This is a genomic window from Streptomyces marincola (genome assembly GCF_020410765.1).
Lineage (GTDB): Bacteria > Actinomycetota > Actinomycetes > Streptomycetales > Streptomycetaceae > Streptomyces > Streptomyces marincola.
This window is the reverse complement of sequence record NZ_CP084541.1, coordinates 2,410,666-2,426,561: the sequence shown is the minus strand read 5'-3', so window position 1 is coordinate 2,426,561 and position 15,896 is coordinate 2,410,666. Positions and strand designations below refer to the sequence as shown.

Here is a 15,896-nt window from a genome sequence, read left to right as displayed (position 1 = left end):
GGAGCGGCTCGCGCTCCCGCCCGGCGGCGGCCGGGGCGCAGCGGCAGGAATGCCCGTACTCCGGGCGATAGGCTCGTGCCGTGACGAGGCGAGACATGCCGTGGGCCGAGGTCGAACCGCTGCCGGAGCTGAACGGCGACCTCACCTCCTTGCTGGCGTCCGTGCACGCCTTGCGGCGCGCCTGGAAGGCGGTGGTGTCCGCCAACACCGAGGCGTTCCAGGAGGCGCGCCGCCGCTCCCTGCGGCGCCACGCCATCGAGACCGGCATCATCGAGCGCCTCTACGACGTGGACTGGGGCGTCACTGAGGCGCTGGTCGCGGAGGGGCTGACGGCCGACGCCGTGGCCAGGGCCGGCGACGGTTCGCTGTCGGAGGACGTGCTCGACATCATCAGGTCCCAGTACGACGCGCTGGAGTTCCTCGCACAGGCGGCCCGCGAGGGCCGGGACGTCTCCGTGTCGCTCGTCAGGCAGCTCCACGTCGCGCTGACCCGGCTCCAGCCCACCTACGGCGCCACCGGGCCGACCGGAGCCGCGTTCCAGGCGACGCTCCACCACGGCGAGTGGAAGACGCAGCCGAACCACGTGACCCGTCCCGACGGGAGCATGCTGTACTACACGCCTCCCGAGCAGGTCGCGTCGCAGATGGACAGGCTGATGGCGCTCTACCGGGAGACGGAGTCGCACGACCCCGTCGTCCGCGCGGCCTGGCTGCACCACCGCTTCGTGCGCATCCACCCGTTCGAGGACGGCAACGGGCGCGTCGCCCGCTGCCTCACTCTGCTCGGCCTGCTCCGGTGCGATCTCGCTCCCCTCGTGGTGGACCGGCGCGAGCGCAATCGCTACCTGCTGTGCCTCGACCAGGCGAACGAGGGGGACCTGCGTCCCCTGGTGCGCTTCTTCGCGGAGCTGGAGATCGTGGCGCTGCGCAGCGAGCTGGAGCGACCGCCGGCGCCTCTCGACGCCGCCGAGCCGGCCGGTGGGGCCGTCGCGGTGCTCGAAGCCGGTCTCGACCGGTTGCGGCGGCTCCAGACCGAGAGCGGGGCCCGCAGGCGGGCGGAGGACGCGGCTGCGCTCGCCGGCGCGGTGCACCGGAAGGTGGAGTCCTGGCTTCGCGGCATGGCCGACCAGTTCGCGGTCCCGCTGACCGGCGTCGACTCCCAGGCGCGCACCTCCGTGCAGAGCGCCTGCCCGCCCGACGCGCGCGCCCGCTTCTGGCGCTGGCAGGTCGTGCAGGCCGCGCGCAGCGTGGACTTCTACGTCAACTTGCAGCAAGGCGTGTGGTGGACGCGGCTCAGGCTGGTCGCGCTCGGCCAGGAACTGCGGTACCTCGTCTTCATCCAGAAGGTCGGCCGCGGGGAGACCGGCGTGCTGGCCCTCACCGTCTACGCCGAAATGCTCGACAACGCGTCGGACGAGAGCGCCAAGCAGGAGGCGGAGCGGCTGCTCGTCTCCAGTCCGACCGAGACGGTGACGTGGATCCATTCCGACGCACCGGAGGCCCACTGGGCGAGCGTCGTCGACGTGCTCGACACCACGCTCGCCGGGGCGTTGCACAAGTTCACGTCGGCACTGGGCTGATCGGTGCCGACGCCGTCCGTGCCGTACCGACACATCCGAGAGGTGCATTGTGGCCAGCGTGGTGAAGATCAACGTCCTGACCGTTCCCGCCGAGCAGCGGGAGGTCCTTGAGCAGCGCTTCGGGGCGCGCGCGGGGGCGGTGGAGGGCCAGGACGGGTTCGAGTGGTTCGAGCTGCTGCGGCCCGTCGAGGGCACCGACACCTACCTGGTGTACACCCGCTGGCGCAGCGAGGAGGACTTCCAGAACTGGCTGAACGGCCCGATGCGGCAGGCGCACCAGGGCGGGGGCGGCAAGCCCGCGGCGTCCGGCGCCGAGCTGTGGTCGTTCGAGGTGGTGCAGCAGGCCGGGCCGAAGCGCGAGGACTGAACGCCGCGGCCCCGGCCGCCCGTTCAGACGGGCCCCGGCCGTCCGTTCAGACCACGAGGGTCAGCAGGGCCGGTGCCGCCTGGCGGTTGAGCGCCTCGGCGGCCCGGCGCAGCCGGTGCGCCTGCCCGACGGGCAGGGAGAGCGCCAGGCAGGCGACGGAGGCGCCGGCGGTCAGCGGCACGGCCGCGCACAGCGTGCCGACGGCGTACTCCTGGAGGTCGAGCACGGGCATCGTGGCCGGCTGGCGGTCCAGGGAGCTGAGCAGCGTGCGCTGGTCGGTGATGGTGCGCGAGGTGAGGCGGGCCGCGCGGTGCCTGGCCAGGTGGTCGCGGCGGCCGTCGTCGTCGAGCTGGCCGAGCAGGCACTTGCCGATGGCGGTGGCGTGGGCGGCGGAACGGAAGTCGACCCACTCGTTGACCGGCGGGATGTCGGGGGTGTCCGAGGTGTGCGTCACGATCAGCTCGCCGTCGGTGTAGCGGGCGAGGTAGATCGCGGCCCCGATCGAGTCGCGCAACGCGTCGAGCGCGGCCTGGAGTCTGGCCTGCCGGGTCTGTCTGCGGTCCTCGGCGGAGCCGAGGGCGAGCAGGGTCTGGCCGGCCGCGTAGCCGCCGTCGGTCTGCCGTCTCAGGTAGCCGTCGTGGCAGAGCATGCGCAGCAGTTGCGGCAGCGCCTGCGGCGGCAGGCCGGAACGGCGCGCCAGTTCGTCCTCGGCCAGTCCGTCGGGGCAGCCCGCGACGGTCTCCAGCAGCCGCAGGGCCTGGCGCACGGACTGGAACGGGGCCGTCCGCCCGGACATGGTCGCCACGTGGACCTCCTCTGCACCGCCTCCGTGCGGGACGGATGGCACCAAGCCTAGCGACCCGGGGCGGTGCGGCGCGGCGGGTTGGCGCGGTCCGGCGTCGTCACGCGGGACCTGGGCCGCGCCGCCGCGCGGCGCCGCGTCACAGGACCGTGGAGAGGAACTCCCGGGTCCGTTCGTGCTCGGGGTCGCTGAACATCTTGTCCGGCGACCCGGATTCCACGATCTTGCCCTGGTCGAACATCAGGACGGAGTCGGAGATGTCGCGCGCGAAGCTCATCTCGTGGGTGACGACGAGCATGGTGATGTCCGTGGTGTGCGCGATGTCGCGCAGCACGTCGAGGACGCCGGCCACGAGTTCCGGGTCGAGCGCGGAGGTCACCTCGTCGAGCAGCAGCACCTGCGGGCGCATCGCGAGCGCGCGGGCGATGGCCACGCGCTGCTGCTGGCCGCCGGAGAGCTGGCTCGGGTACTTGTCGAGCTGTTCGGTGAGGCCGACGAGTTCGATCAGTTCCCTGCCCCGCTGCTCGGCCTCGTCCTTGGACATGCCGAGCACGTGCACGGGCGCCTCGGTGACGTTCCGCAGCACCTTCATGTTGGGGAAGAGGTTGAACTGCTGGAAGACCATGCCGATCTTCTTGCGGACCTCGCGGACGTGCTTGTCCCCCGCCTTGACGAGCTTGCCGTCGCGCTCCTGGTGGTTGAGGTAGTCGCCGTCGACCCTGATGGTGCCCTCGTCCGGCGTGAGCAGCGTCATCAGCAGCCGCAGGATCGTGGTCTTGCCGGAGCCGGAGGGGCCGATGAGGGTGACGTGCTTGCCGGTCGCGACGGAGAAGTCGAGCTGGTCGAGGACGGTCACGTCCCCGAAGCGCTTGGTGACCTTGTCGAACCGGATCAGCTCGGAGCCGTTGGCCCGGCTGGACGCGGAGTTTCTCGGGGTGTCAGCTGGTGATGGCAAGACGACGCTCCAGGACGCGGATGAGCAGAGAGGCCGGGTAGGCGATGGCGATGAAGGCGATGCCGACGATCGTGTATGCCTCGAATGTGAACGTTTCGTTGCTGAAGCTCTCGGCCTCTCCGAACATTTCCAGTGCCCCGATGATCGCGATCATGGGGGAGTCCTTCAGCATGGCGATGACGTAGTTGCCCAGCGCGGGCACGACCCGGCGGATGGCCTGCGGCAGGATCACCGCGGTCCAGGTGCGGGTGCGCGGCAGGCTGAGCGCGGTGGCCGCCTCCCACTGGCCGGGCGGCACGCCGCCGATCCCGGCCCGGTAGACCTCGGCCGTGTAGGTCGAGTAGTGCAGCCCGAGGCCGATGATGCCGGTGGTCAGCGCCGACATCGAAGGACCCCACTCGGGCACCACGTAGAACAGGAAGAACAGCTGCACCAGCAGCGGCGTGTTGCGGATGAACTCCGTGAGCGCGTTCACCGGCCAGCGGATCACCGCGTGCCGCGAGCGCTGGGCGATGGCCCACACGAGCCCGAGGCTGAACGCGATCAGGCTGCCGAACAGCAGCGCCTGAAGCGTGAGCAGCACCCCGTCCCAGAAGCGCGGCATGAAGTCGCCGACGACGTTCCAGTCCCAGTTCATCGGGTCGTGCCTCCCGCCGTCAGCGCGCCGGAGCCCTCACCGGCGCTGGAGCGCAGCGAGAGCCGCGACCACAGGCCGCCGCCGCCCGGCGGCGCCTGGCCCACGCGGGACTTGGCGTGCTTCTCCAGCACGCGCATGCCGCGGGTGAGGACGAACGCGAACACGAAGTAGAGGGCGAGCAGCAGCGTGTACACCGGGGCGCTCTCGTTGCTGCCGATGCGCACGAGGTTGGCCGCGTACGTCATGTCCGCGACCATGATCGTGGAGACCAGCGCGGTGCCCTTGAGCAGTTCGATCAGCAGGTTGTTGAACGGCGGCACCATCTCGGGCCACGCCTGCGGCACCTCGATCCGCCGCAGCCGCTGGAACTTGGTGAAGCCCAGCGCGACTCCCGCCTCGCGCTGGGCCACCGGCACGGCGGCCAGCGCGCCGCGCACCACCTCGGACCCGTAGGCGCCGTACGTCAGCCCCAGGGCCAGCACGCCCGCGAACATCGGCACGAACTGCAACCGGAACATCAGGGGGACGGCGAACACCAGCCAGAACATCAGCACCAGCGAGGACGTGCCGCGGAACAGCTCGAAGTAGATCCCGGACAGGAAGCGCACGATCCACAGGCGCGAGGTCCGCAGCGTCCCGATCACGAACGCGACGACCAGGGCGAGGGCCGCGCTGAAGAAGGTGACCTGAATGGTGATCCAGATGCCGGGGAGGAAGTAGTTGCTGAACATCCCTTCGCTCATCATGGGCACAGCTCCTCAAGCGTGAGATCGGTCATCTCCTGCTCGGTGAAGCCGAACGGGGCGACGATGTCCAGCAGCTCGCCGCTGTCCTTGAGCTTGTGCAGTTCCTCGTTGAAGGCGTCGCGGAAGTTCTTCTCGGAGAGCCGGAACGCGAAGCCGCCGGCGCCCAGCGCGGGCTCCCCGCCCAGCATCGGCTGGAACGGCTCGGTGGCCTCGACCCGGTCGTTGCCCTCGACCGCGCCCTTGACGGTGACGTTGGTCCCGGCGAACGCGTGCACCCGGCCCTGGGCGACGGCGTCGAGGCCGGCCACCTGGTCGGGCAGGATCAGCAGGTCGTCGATGCCCGCGTCCCTGGCGTACTCGATCTCCGCGTACGCCTGTCCCGTGGCCAGCCGCAGACCCTTGTCGACGATCGACTGGTAGTCCGTGATCCCCTCGGGATTGCCGGCCGGGACGATCATCGCGTCGAGCATGATGTAGTCCGGGTCGGCGAACAGCACCTGGGCGCACCGGGTGGGGTTGATGAACATGCCGGCGGAGACCACGTCGAACTGCTGTGCCTTGAGGCCGGGGATCAGGGCGCTGAAGTCCACGTTCACCGGTGTGATGGTGTCCACACCGAGCCGTTCGAAGATCACTCGGGCGATGGCCGGGGCCTGCCCGGTCGGCTCGCCGTCGTCGTTGATCCAGCCGAACGGAGGTTCGTTCGCGATGCCGACCTTGACGCTGCCGCGGTCCCGCAGCCGCTCCAGCAGATCACCCCCCTCGACCGTGCCCTCGGAGGGAATGCGGCTGCAACCGGCCGCGCCGAGGGCACCGAGAGCCGCAGCCCCCGCCAGCAGCGAGCGGCGGCTCACCCCTGCGGCTCTTCGTGAATATGTCGGTTTCTTTCTCTCTGGTGGAGCCATGGCCGCGCGGCTACCCAGACTCTCCGGATGTATGCGGGCCCGTTCGGGGCGTTATCCGGGCGTGTCCTGACCGTTGATCGGGCCCGTTCCCCGCACGTCGAGCAGGACGCGATCGATTCCGGTGTCCTCAAGGCAGCCGATCAGGCGGTGCTCGTCGTGCTCGCTGAGCGAGGGGTGCACCGTGCCCGCGTACAAACGGCCCTCGGCCAGCTCGGCGAGCCCCGCCTCGACCAGCGGCACCGCGGTGGCGTCCCGGCAGCGCTCCCACACCTGCCGGGCGGCCAGCGCGGCGCGCCCCTGGCCGGTGCCGCGGCCCTCGACGGCGAACAGGACGGAGGTCGCGGTGGCGTCCCCGCGCCGCGGCGGCTCCGTCTCGGTCAACGCCGACAGGCCGAGGAACAGCGCGCCGACCAGCGCCACCGCCACGGCCCCCGCGCCCGCGCGCAGCAGCCGGCCGCGCGGCGGCCCGGGGCCGAGGGCGGGCCGTTCCGGCAGGTCGGGCAGCCGGCCGCAGGCCCGCGGCCCGCCCGGCGGCGCCGCCAGGGGCGCGAGGCGCCCGGCCAGGCGCCGGCGGGCGAGGGGGCGCGTGGTCGCCCCTGCGACGCGCTCCACGGCCCAGGCCAGCCCCGACAGCACCGCACCGGTCACCATCAGTACCGGAACGAACACGAACGTGCGGGTTCCGTCGCCGTCCAGCCAGGCGAAACGCGGCCCGGCGCGGCGTTCCTCCTCGGCCGCCCGCAGCTGCGCGGCGATCTCCTCCCGCCGCCGGTCGCCCTCCCGCACCCGGGCTTCGAGGCGGCCCAGCCGGTCGAGGGCCGCCAGGCCGATCAGCAGCACCTCGATGATCAGCAGCAGCACGGCGCACAGCAGCGTGCGCTGCCACTGCCACCGGTAGAGGTAGATCACCATGTAGGCCGCGGCGCCCAGGGCCGCCGCCCCGCCGAACGCGTACCCGGCCCGCCGCGCCGTCCTCATGGCCGCGCCTCCGCCGTCAGGTCACGCGCGGCCACCTCGCCCGTGCCGCCGTCGAGCAGCAGCGGCGTGCCCGGCGGGAAGCGGTCGACGGCGCCGGCCGCGCCGGTGACGACCGGCAGGTTCAGCTCGCGCGCCAGCAGCGCCAGGTGCGACAGCGGGCTGCCGGTCTGCGCCACCAGGCCGGTCAGCGCGGGCAGCAGCGGCGCGAGCGACGGGTCGAGGGTGCGGGTGACGAGCACCGCGCCGCGCGGCGGCTCGCCCGCGCCGTCCCACGCCACGCCGAGCACCCGGCCGCCCGAGACGCCGCGCCCGGCCCCGTCCGCCCCGTCCGCCGCGTCGCGCGCCCGCGCGGCCACCACGGCGCCGCACGCGGCGACCCGGAACGCGTCGGGCAGCGGCGGGGCCGCGCCCGGCGGCCGGCGTCCCGCCAGATCGGCGGGCAGCGGGCCGCCCGCCGCGGCCGTCAGCAGCTCGGGCCAGCGCAGCAGCGCGAACCGGTCCACGCCGACGCTGCGCCGCGCCGCCTCGCGGACCAGCGCGACCTGGAACGCGTGCACCCACCGGATGCGCAGCCGCAACGCCTCCCTGGTGCCGAGCGTTCCCGTGCCGGGACCCGTGCCCGCGGCGCCCCGCGGCGGCAGCCGCAGCGGCTCGGTGAGGCTGGGCGGCACCAGCGCGAGCACCTCGGGCCGCGCCGCTGTCAGTTGCGCGTCGGTCAGGCCCTCGGCCCGGCCGTGGTGCAGCGCCGCGAGGCCGGCCGCCGCGGCGCCGCCGCCCGGCCGTTCCTCGGGCGGGAGCAGCGCGCCGGCCAGTGCCTCCTGGGCGTGCAACGCGACCAGCACGGCGCGCGACCAGCGCAGCGCGGCTGTCAGCGCGGCGGGTCCGAGCCCGGCGGGAGCCGGCGCCTCGGCCAGGTGCCGGTCCACGTCCGCCCGCAGGGCGGTGGCCAGCCGCGGCAGCGCGGCGCGCAGCCGGCCCACCCGCCAGGCGGCGCGCAGCCGCCGCAGCGGGGGGCCGGGGTTCAGCCGCGCGGCCGGGCCGCGCCGGCCGGGGGCGAGGCCGAGCAGGGCCAGGTCGGCGACGGCCCGCCCGCCGACGGTGGTCACCGCGGGCACCGCGCGCAGCGTGCGGCGCGGCGCGGCCCCGGCCAGGTCGAGCGCGGCGGCCAGCCCGTGCGCCATGGGCACCACCCACAGGTCCTCCTCCAACGGGCGCAGCACGCCCGGCAGGGTCTCCGCGACGGGACCAGGGCCGAGCAGCCTGGCGCGCCGCGGGGGGCGCGGCGCCATCGCGGTGATCGGCCGCGCCTGGAACAGCCACAGCTGCCCGCCGTCCGCCGCGAACCCGAACTCGATGTCCTGCGGCCCGCCGAACACCTGGCGCGCGCGCCGCGCGAGCCCGGCGAGCCGGCGCAGCTCCGCGCCGGTGAGCAGCGGCCGGCCGCCGGCCGGCGCGGCGGCGCGGGGCCGCACCGGGCGGCCGTGCGGGGTGAGCCGCAGGTCCGCGCCCGGCAGGGCGCCGCCGACCAGCAGGTCGGGTCCGCCGGCCACGGCGCTCAGCAGCAGCCGGTCGGTGCGCCCGGCCAGCGGGTCGGCGCCGAACAGCACGCCGCCGACGCGGGCGCGCAGCATCGGCTGCACCAGGACGGCCATGGGCGCGTCGCCCGAGGCGCGGACCGCGCGCAGCGCGCGGAGGAACGCGTCCCAGCCGCGCACGTCGGGCAGGGACAGGAACCGGCCGGCCAGCGAGGAGTGCGCGGTGTCCTCGGCCGTCGAGGAGGAGCGCACGATGAGTGCGGTGCGCCCCTCGTCGCTCAGTTCGCGCCAGGCGTCGTACAGGTCGCGGCCGCGCGCGCCCGCCTCCGGGGGCAGGACCACGAACCCGGGCAGCACCGGCAGCCGCGCGCCCGCGGCTCTGGCCAGGGCCGCGGCCTTGTTGCCGGTCAGGGCCGCGCGCGCGGCGCGCGGGTCGTGCAGAGGGAGGGCGGCGCCCGCCTGGGCGCCGAGCGGATCGTCGTGGACTTCGAGGTCTGGTGTGCGCATCGCCCGCCTCCTGCGATACCTGCGGCTCCGTGCCCTGGCCCGCCCGCGGGGCACTGACCCCCGCGGGGACGCTCCCCGGAGAAGACGCCGGGAGCCCGCGGGTGCCTGACAGGAGAACGGGACATGGCGGGTGATCGTCCGTCATGTGTCCTGTCCGTGACCCGTAACCGGCCCCGTGCATATGCATGCGACGGAACGCGCCCCGATGTGCGTCCCACGGGAACCGAACAGGCGCGTTCGGGGTCGTATGCGGGTGAGGAGGGGAGCGAAGGGCCTGGCGGGGGGCAGGCCCTTCGGCGCACTCCGGCGCGCATGCGCCCCGCGCCCCCGGGTGTCCGTGGTCGGCGCTACCGTCGGGACCATGTCGCACAGTGCGGTGATCGAGGGCGTCCTTGAGCGCATCACCTATGCCAACGAGGAGAACGGCTACACGGTGGCGCGCGTCGACACCGGCCACGGCGGCGGCGAACTGCTCACGGTGGTGGGCGCGTTGCTCGGCGCGCAGGTCGGGGAGTCGCTGCGCATGCAGGGCCGCTGGGGCTCGCACCCGCAGTACGGCCGCCAGTTCACCGTGGAGAACTACACGACGGTGCTGCCCGCGACGGTGCAGGGCATCCGCCGCTACCTGGGCTCCGGGCTGATCAAGGGCATCGGCCCGAAGACGGCGGAGCGGATCGTGGACCACTTCGGGACCGACACGCTCGACGTCATCGAGGACGACCCGAAGAAGCTGATCGCCGTGCCCGGTCTCGGGCCGAAGCGGACCGCGCTGATCGCCCAGGCATGGGAGGAGCAGAAGGCCATCAAGGAGGTCATGGTCTTCCTCCAGAGCGTGGAGGTCTCCACGTCCATCGCCGTGCGCATCTACAAGAAGTACGGGGACGCCTCGATCTCCGTCGTGAAGAACCAGCCCTACCGGCTGGCCGCCGACGTGTGGGGCATCGGGTTCCTGACCGCCGACCGGATCGCCCGCGCGGTCGGCATCCCGCAGGACAGCCCGGAACGGGTGAAGGCGGGCCTGTCCTACGCGCTGTCCCAGGCGACCGACCAGGGGCACTGCTACCTGCCGGAGGAACGCTTGATCGCCGACGCGGTCAAGCTGCTCCAGGTGGACACCGGGCTGGTGATCGACTGCCTCGGGGAGCTGGCGGAGCAGCCGGACGGCGAGGGCGTGGTGCGCGAGCGGGTGCCGGACCCGCAGGGCGATGAGGGCGCGGTCACGGCCGTGTACCTGGTGCCGTTCCACCGGGCCGAGCTGTCGCTCGCGGGGCAGACGCGCCGGCTGCTCACCGCGCCTGACGACCGGCTCGCGGCGTTCGCCGACGTGGACTGGGCCAGGGCCCTGGCCTGGCTGGCGGAGCGCACCGGGGCCGAGCTGGCGGAGGAGCAGGAGCAGGCGGTCAGGCTGGCGCTGACCGAGAAGGTCGCGGTGCTCACCGGTGGGCCCGGCTGCGGCAAGTCGTTCACGGTGCGGTCCGTGGTGGAGCTGGCGCGGGCCAAGCGGGCCAAGGTCGTGCTCGCCGCGCCGACCGGCCGGGCGGCCAAGCGGCTCTCGGAGCTGACGGGGGCCGAGGCGTCCACGGTGCACCGCCTGCTTGAGCTGAAGCCGGGCGGGGACGCGGCCTACGACCGGGACCGGCCGCTCGACGCGGACCTCGTGGTGGTGGACGAGGCGTCGATGCTCGACCTCCTCCTGGCGAACAAGCTGGTGAAGGCGGTGGCGCCGGGCGCGCACCTGCTGCTGGTCGGGGACGTGGACCAGCTGCCGTCCGTGGGCGCGGGCGAGGTGCTGCGCGACCTGCTCGCGCCCGGCAGCCCGGTGCCCGCGGTGCGGCTGACGAAGATCTTCCGGCAGGCCCAGCAGTCGGGCGTGGTCACCAACGCGCACCGGATCAACTCGGGCCTGCCGCCGGTGACGCAGGGCCTGGCCGACTTCTTCCTGTTCGTCGAGGACGACACGGAGGAGGCGGGCCGGCTGACGGTGGATGTCGCGGCGCGCAGGATCCCGGCCAGGTTCGGCCTCGACCCGCGGCGCGACGTGCAGGTGCTGGCCCCGATGCACCGGGGCCCGGCGGGCGCCGGCGTGCTGAACGGCCTGTTGCAGCAGGCCGTCACGCCGCCCCGGCCCGGGCTCGCCGAGAAGCGGTTCGGCGGCCGGGTCTTCCGGGTGGGCGACAAGGTCACCCAGATCAGGAACAACTATGACAAGGGCGCCAACGGCGTGTTCAACGGCACGGTCGGCGTCGTGACGGCCCTCGACCCGGTCGACCAGTCGCTGACCGTGCGCACCGACGAGGACGAGGAGGTGGCGTACGACTTCGCCGAGCTGGACGAGCTGGCCCACGCGTACGCGGTGACCATCCACCGCTCGCAGGGCAGCGAGTATCCGTGCGTGGTCGTGCCGGTGACGACGAGCGCGTGGATGATGCTCCAGCGCAATCTGCTGTACACGGCGGTGACGCGGGCCAAGCGCCTCGTCGTGCTCGTCGGGTCGCGCCGCGCGCTGGGCCAGGCGGTCCGCACGGTGTCGGCCGGCCGGAGGTGCACGGCGCTCGACGCGCGCCTGTCCGGGGCGATAGGTCTGTGATGTCCTGAATCTCGCGGCACGGCGTGCCAGAATCTTGCCCAATGGCCGACCCCGAGTGCACATCTGGGGCCCAGATGGGGGACAGTGGAGGGAGTCAGGGCACCTCGAAGAAGAGGCACAACGTCGGTGAGGGATGACGTGAGCGAAAACCGCTACGGCGACAATGCAGACGATGCAGTAGTAGTGCGGTACGGCGACGGCGAGTACCGCTATCCGCTGGTGGACAGCTCGGTCGGTGACCGCGGCTTCGACATCGGCAAGCTGCGGGCGCAGACCGGTCTGGTGACCCTGGACTCCGGTTACGGCAACACGGCCGGATGCAAGTCCGCCATTACCTACCTCGACGGGGAACAGGGCATTCTCCGCTACCGGGGTTACCCCATCGAGCAGCTCGCCGAGCGCGGCACGTTCCTTGAGACGGCCTACCTGCTCATCAACGGCGAGCTGCCGACGGTCGACGAGTTGGCGACGTTCCAGGGCGAGATCACCCAGCACACGCTGCTCCACGAGGACGTGAAGCGCTTCTTCGACGGCTTCCCTTCGGACGCCCATCCGATGGCGATGCTGACCTCCGTGGTGAGCGCGCTGTCGACGTTCTACCAGGACAGCCACAACCCGTTCGACGAGCGGCAGCGGCACATCTCCACGATCCGGCTGCTCGCCAAGCTGCCGACGATCGCGGCCTACGCGTACAAGAAGGCGATGGGGCACCCCATCGTCTACCCGCGCAACGACCTCGGTTACGTGGAGAACTTCCTGCGGATGACCTTCTCGGTGCCGGCCGCCGAGTACGAGGTCGACCCGGTCGTGGCGAGCGCGCTCGACAAGCTGCTGATCCTGCACGCGGACCACGAGCAGAACTGCTCGGCGTCCACCGTGCGGATCGTCGGCTCCTCCCAGGCCAACCTGTTCGTCTCCATCTCCGCGGGGATCAACGCCCTGTGGGGCCCCCTGCACGGCGGGGCGAACGCGGCGGTGCTTGAGATGCTGGAGGACATCCAGCGGCAGGGCGGCGACGTCGACAGCTTCATCCGCAAGGTGAAGAACAAGGAGCAGGGTGTCCGCCTGATGGGCTTCGGGCACCGCGTCTACAAGAGCTTCGACCCGCGGGCGAAGATCATCAAGGCGGCTGCCCACGACGTGCTCTCGGCGCTCGGCAAGTCGGACGAACTGCTCGACATCGCGCTCCGCCTGGAGGAGCGCGCCCTGAGCGACGACTACTTCGTCTCGCGCAACCTCTACCCGAACGTCGACTTCTACACCGGCCTGATCTACCGGGCGATGGGCTTCCCGACCAGCATGTTCACCGTGCTGTTCGCGCTGGGCCGGCTGCCCGGCTGGATCGCGCAGTGGCACGAGATGATCACCGACCCGACCACCAGGATCGGCCGCCCGCGGCAGGTCTACACCGGTGTCGTCGAGCGCGACTACAAGCCGGTCGAGCAGCGTTGACGATGTGACGTAGGTCACATCAAATCGTGTGCAACCTTTGATGGAGTCGTGGGTCTAACCGGTCGAGTTGGCGCGGATTCGGCTGGATCCACGCCGACGGCCGTCCGGCCGGGGTCCCGTGGGGGGACGCTCTGAGCGGACGGCAGGAAGCGCCCCGCGCCGGGCCCTGTGGGGGGACCCGTCGGCGGGGCGCTTTTCCGTCCCCTTCTCTGCCCTGACTCCTCGTCTGCCCGGCCGCCCGGGGAGTATGCGGCCGGATTTCGGAGCCGGACTACCCGGCGCGCCCGACGAGTTCGTACCCGGCCTCGTCGACCGCCGCGCGCACCGCCTCGTCGTCCAACGACCCCTCCGCGGTGACGGTGACCAGGCCGGTGTCCGCGGCGGCCGTCACCTCGGTGACGCCGGGCAGGCCGCCGACCTCCTGCTTGACCGCGCCCTCGCAGTGCCCGCAGGTCATGCCGGAAACGCGGTACGTGATGGTGCTCATGGGCGGTGCCCCTCTCTTTCGGTCCCTCGGGCCTTCGGTCCTCGGGAAATCCTCGGTCGTACTGCTCCGTACTCGGCCGAGTGTATACCCCCGAGGGGTATAGGTCACCGGGCCGCACCGGGCCGCACCGGGCCGCGCCGGGCCGCGCCGGGCCGCCGCCCGAGGTCACCGCCCTGGACGGCCGCGCCGTGCCCCGGCGGGCCGCGCCGCCGACCCGGCCGGCGGCGCCGGCCGGCGGCCCCGTTAGCCTCACGCATGCCGTCGCGATCATGTGCGACACGCCGGGACCCGGGCATGGGGGACCCGGCCGGCGGCGGACGCGAACGGCGCGTCCCCGAGCGGAGACGGAGGCCGACGTGGAGCGAAGCGCGAGGTGCCAGGACCGGGAGAGCGCGCCATGACGGGGACGTCCGAGGCCGCGCCCCTCCTGCGGGCACGCGGCCTGCGCAAGGCGTTCGGCGGCACCCCGGTCTTCGAGGACTTCGGCCTCGACGTGGCCGGCGGCGACATCGTGGCCCTCGTCGGCCCGAACGGCGCGGGCAAGTCGACCCTCCTCGAATGCCTCGCCGGAGCCGCGCCCCTGGACGAGGGCACCATCACGATCGCGGGCGAGCCGTCCGACCCCTCGTCGGCCGCGCACTGGCAAGCGGTGTTCGGCGTCCTTGACGACTTCACCTGGCTGCCCGACCTCACGATCGCCGACCACCTGACCCTGATGTCCCCAGAACGCGACGCGCGGCCGGTGCGCGCGGCGCTCGACGCCTTCGGCATCGCCGGCCTGGCCGACCGGCTGCCCGCGTCGCTGAGCGCGGGGCAGCGGCAGCGCGCCGCGCTGGCCACCGCGCTCGTGCGCCCCTGGCGCGTGCTGCTCCTCGACGAGCCGGAGCAGCACCTCGACGCGCGCGGCGTCGACGGCCTCGCCGACCGGCTCGCCGCCCTGGCCGGACCCGACCGCTGCGTGCTCCTGTCGACCCACGCGCCCGCGCTCCTCGCGCGCCTCGGCTGCCGCTCGGTCGCGCTCGGCGCGGGGCCCGCCGCGTGAGGCCCCGTTCCTGGGGCGCCCTCTACGAGCTGGTCGTCGTGGCGGCCATGGCGCTCCTGCTCCTCCACGCGCTGGGCCGTGACCTGCTGCCCGACCTGCTCGCCCGCGCAGAGGACCGCGGGCACGCGCCCGCGTGGGTCGCGACCGCCCTGCTGCTCCCCGTCCTCGGCCTGTGGGCCAGGGCCTGCCACTTCTCCGGGCCGCTGGCCATGTCGGCGGGAACGTTCCAGTGGCGGGTGGCGCGGCACGATCCGGCGGCGTGGCTGCGCCGCGAACGCGCCCTCACCGTCCTCGGCGGCGCGCTCCTCGCGACCCTCGTCGCCGTTCCCGCCGGTATGGCGCTCGCGGCCACGGGCGCGCACCCCCTCGTCCCCGCGCTCGCCCTCTGGGCCGCGCTCCTCGCGCTGCTGCTCCTGGCCTCGCACCTCCAGCGGCGCGACCTCGACGCGGCGGCGCGGCTCGTTCCGCCGCTGCTCGCGGCCACCGGCGTGGTGCTCGCGGCCGGCGTGGCCTGGGGCGCCACGGGCGCGCTGCTCGTGGGCGGCTGGCTGCTCCTGGCCGGGGCAGCCGCCGCGCGCCGCCCCGCCGCCCGGGGCGCCGGACGGCGCGCGGCGCTCACCCCCCGCTGGCAGTTGCACCGGGGGGCGCGCAACAGGCAGGCGCTCAACGCCGGGGTGACCATGCTCGACGCGGACGTCGTCCGCGCGGCCAGGGAGCGCGAGGACGGCGGCACGAGGAAGCCGCTCCCGGCGTTCGCGTACCGCCTGCCCCGGCCGGCCGGCCTCGCGGCGGTCGTCCTGGGGCGCGGCCTGCGCGCGGTGGCCCCGGCCATCGCCCTCGTCCTGCCGCTCGTGTTCGCCGTCGACACGCTGCTCGGTCCTGTGGCCGCGCTGCTCGTCACCGTCCTGCTCGAACTCTTCGTGACCGTGGCGCTGGCCAGGAGCGCCGAGACCTGGCTCGACTCCGACGCCCCGGCGCGCATGTGGGCCGCCCCCGGGCGGCGGGTCCCGGTCGTGCTCTGCCTGCCCGCCCTCGCCGTCTGCGCCGTGCTCGCCGCGGCCGTCTCCCTCGGCATGGCGCTGCCGCTGTCCGCCACCCTCGTGCTGGCCGTCCTGCCGGCCGCCGTGCTCGCCCGCCGCCGGTCCGCGCGCCGCGCGGTACCGGGGGGCGCGCTGCTGGCGACGCCCATGGGGGCGGTGCCGGTCGACCTCGTCAACGGGCTGGTCGCCGGGCCCGACATGGCCCTCCTCGCCCTCCTGGCCACCGCCGCGCAGCTGTGACCCCCGGCCGGGCCGCCGGGGTCCCTAAGGGGCGCC

14 protein-coding genes are annotated in these 15,896 nt (G+C 73.6%); 6 read left to right on the top strand and 8 right to left on the bottom strand.

Annotated elements, in window-relative coordinates; genetic code table 11:
• Nucleotides 1-80: 80 nt before the first annotated feature.
• Together LC193_RS10165 and LC193_RS10160 are read left to right on the top strand one after the other, a co-directional pair.
• Nucleotides 81-1,580 (top strand): Fic family protein, encoded by a 1,500-nt coding sequence (locus tag LC193_RS10165; RefSeq protein WP_226073494.1) that lies wholly within the window; start codon nt 81-83, stop codon nt 1,578-1,580.
• 49 nt (nt 1,581-1,629) lie between these two features.
• The gene (locus LC193_RS10160) at nt 1,630-1,947 is read left to right on the top strand and encodes an antibiotic biosynthesis monooxygenase family protein (RefSeq protein WP_226073491.1); all 318 of its coding nucleotides are present in this window, start codon (nt 1,630-1,632) and stop codon (nt 1,945-1,947) included.
• A 46-nt stretch (nt 1,948-1,993) separates the two neighbouring features.
• Here LC193_RS10160 and LC193_RS10155 read toward each other — a convergent pair whose 3' ends face one another.
• The 7 genes from LC193_RS10155 to LC193_RS10125 form a co-directional block, all read right to left on the bottom strand.
• Entirely contained in the window at nt 1,994-2,752 is a 759-nt protein-coding gene (locus tag LC193_RS10155; protein WP_404819384.1) for an IclR family transcriptional regulator, read from the bottom strand.
• A 136-nt stretch (nt 2,753-2,888) separates the two neighbouring features.
• Nucleotides 2,889-3,704 carry an ectoine/hydroxyectoine ABC transporter ATP-binding protein EhuA gene (gene ehuA / locus LC193_RS10150; protein ID WP_226073489.1) on the bottom strand — a complete coding sequence of 272 codons (816 nt, stop codon included), beginning with the start codon at nt 3,702-3,704 and terminating at the stop codon, nt 2,889-2,891.
• Nucleotides 3,688-4,341 carry an ectoine/hydroxyectoine ABC transporter permease subunit EhuD gene (gene ehuD, locus LC193_RS10145; protein WP_226073487.1) on the bottom strand — a complete coding sequence of 218 codons (654 nt, stop codon included), beginning with the start codon at nt 4,339-4,341 and terminating at the stop codon, nt 3,688-3,690. Before ehuD ends, ehuA begins: the two co-directional genes overlap by 17 nt.
• The gene (gene ehuC / locus LC193_RS10140; protein WP_226073485.1) at nt 4,338-5,087 is read right to left on the bottom strand and encodes an ectoine/hydroxyectoine ABC transporter permease subunit EhuC; all 750 of its coding nucleotides are present in this window, start codon (nt 5,085-5,087) and stop codon (nt 4,338-4,340) included. Before ehuC ends, ehuD begins: the two co-directional genes overlap by 4 nt.
• Nucleotides 5,084-5,992 (bottom strand): ectoine/hydroxyectoine ABC transporter substrate-binding protein EhuB, encoded by a 909-nt coding sequence (ehuB, locus tag LC193_RS10135; protein WP_226073483.1) that lies wholly within the window; start codon nt 5,990-5,992, stop codon nt 5,084-5,086. The genes ehuC and ehuB overlap by 4 nt, the downstream gene beginning before the upstream one ends.
• 51 nt (nt 5,993-6,043) lie before the next feature.
• Nucleotides 6,044-6,970: a hypothetical protein gene (locus LC193_RS10130; protein WP_226073481.1), complete on the bottom strand. Its 927-nt coding sequence runs from the start codon at nt 6,968-6,970 to the stop codon at nt 6,044-6,046.
• The gene (locus LC193_RS10125; protein WP_226073479.1) at nt 6,967-9,012 is read right to left on the bottom strand and encodes a PEP/pyruvate-binding domain-containing protein; all 2,046 of its coding nucleotides are present in this window, start codon (nt 9,010-9,012) and stop codon (nt 6,967-6,969) included. The genes LC193_RS10130 and LC193_RS10125 overlap by 4 nt, the downstream gene beginning before the upstream one ends.
• Nucleotides 9,013-9,373: 361 nt before the next feature.
• Between LC193_RS10125 and recD2 the strand changes: the two genes are divergently transcribed.
• Together recD2 and LC193_RS10115 are read left to right on the top strand one after the other, a co-directional pair.
• A complete protein-coding gene (recD2, locus tag LC193_RS10120; RefSeq protein WP_226073477.1) occupies nt 9,374-11,599 on the top strand; it encodes an SF1B family DNA helicase RecD2 in 2,226 nt (741 codons plus the stop codon).
• A gap of 138 nt (nt 11,600-11,737) precedes the next feature.
• Nucleotides 11,738-13,051 carry a citrate synthase gene (locus tag LC193_RS10115; protein ID WP_226073475.1) on the top strand — a complete coding sequence of 438 codons (1,314 nt, stop codon included), beginning with the start codon at nt 11,738-11,740 and terminating at the stop codon, nt 13,049-13,051.
• A 271-nt stretch (nt 13,052-13,322) separates the two neighbouring features.
• On the opposite strand, the gene LC193_RS10110 is transcribed toward LC193_RS10115, so the two are convergent.
• On the bottom strand, nt 13,323-13,538 hold the full coding sequence (locus LC193_RS10110) for a heavy-metal-associated domain-containing protein (protein ID WP_226073473.1): 216 nt from the start codon (nt 13,536-13,538) through the stop codon (nt 13,323-13,325).
• A gap of 397 nt (nt 13,539-13,935) precedes the next feature.
• On the opposite strand from LC193_RS10110, the gene LC193_RS10105 reads away from it, so the two are divergent.
• Nucleotides 13,936-14,580 (top strand): ABC transporter ATP-binding protein, encoded by a 645-nt coding sequence (locus LC193_RS10105; RefSeq protein WP_226073471.1) that lies wholly within the window; start codon nt 13,936-13,938, stop codon nt 14,578-14,580.
• Nucleotides 14,577-15,860 (top strand): hypothetical protein, encoded by a 1,284-nt coding sequence (locus tag LC193_RS10100; RefSeq protein WP_226073469.1) that lies wholly within the window; start codon nt 14,577-14,579, stop codon nt 15,858-15,860. Before LC193_RS10105 ends, LC193_RS10100 begins: the two co-directional genes overlap by 4 nt.
• Nucleotides 15,861-15,896: the final 36 nt, after the last annotated feature.

Excerpts from the sequence above, each read along its gene's own strand:
- ehuD (WP_226073487.1), bottom strand. The coding sequence starts at position 4,341 with ATGAACTGGGACTGGAACGTCGTCGGCGACTTCATGCCGCGCTTCTGG.
- ehuC (WP_226073485.1), bottom strand. The coding sequence starts at position 5,087 with ATGATGAGCGAAGGGATGTTCAGCAACTACTTCCTCCCCGGCATCTGG.
- ehuB (WP_226073483.1), bottom strand. The coding sequence starts at position 5,992 with ATGGCTCCACCAGAGAGAAAGAAACCGACATATTCACGAAGAGCCGCA.
- LC193_RS10130 (WP_226073481.1), bottom strand. The coding sequence starts at position 6,970 with ATGAGGACGGCGCGGCGGGCCGGGTACGCGTTCGGCGGGGCGGCGGCC.
- LC193_RS10125 (WP_226073479.1), bottom strand. The coding sequence starts at position 9,012 with ATGCGCACACCAGACCTCGAAGTCCACGACGATCCGCTCGGCGCCCAG.
- recD2 (WP_226073477.1), top strand. The coding sequence starts at position 9,374 with ATGTCGCACAGTGCGGTGATCGAGGGCGTCCTTGAGCGCATCACCTAT.
- LC193_RS10110 (WP_226073473.1), bottom strand. The coding sequence starts at position 13,538 with ATGAGCACCATCACGTACCGCGTTTCCGGCATGACCTGCGGGCACTGC.
- LC193_RS10105 (WP_226073471.1), top strand. The coding sequence starts at position 13,936 with ATGACGGGGACGTCCGAGGCCGCGCCCCTCCTGCGGGCACGCGGCCTG.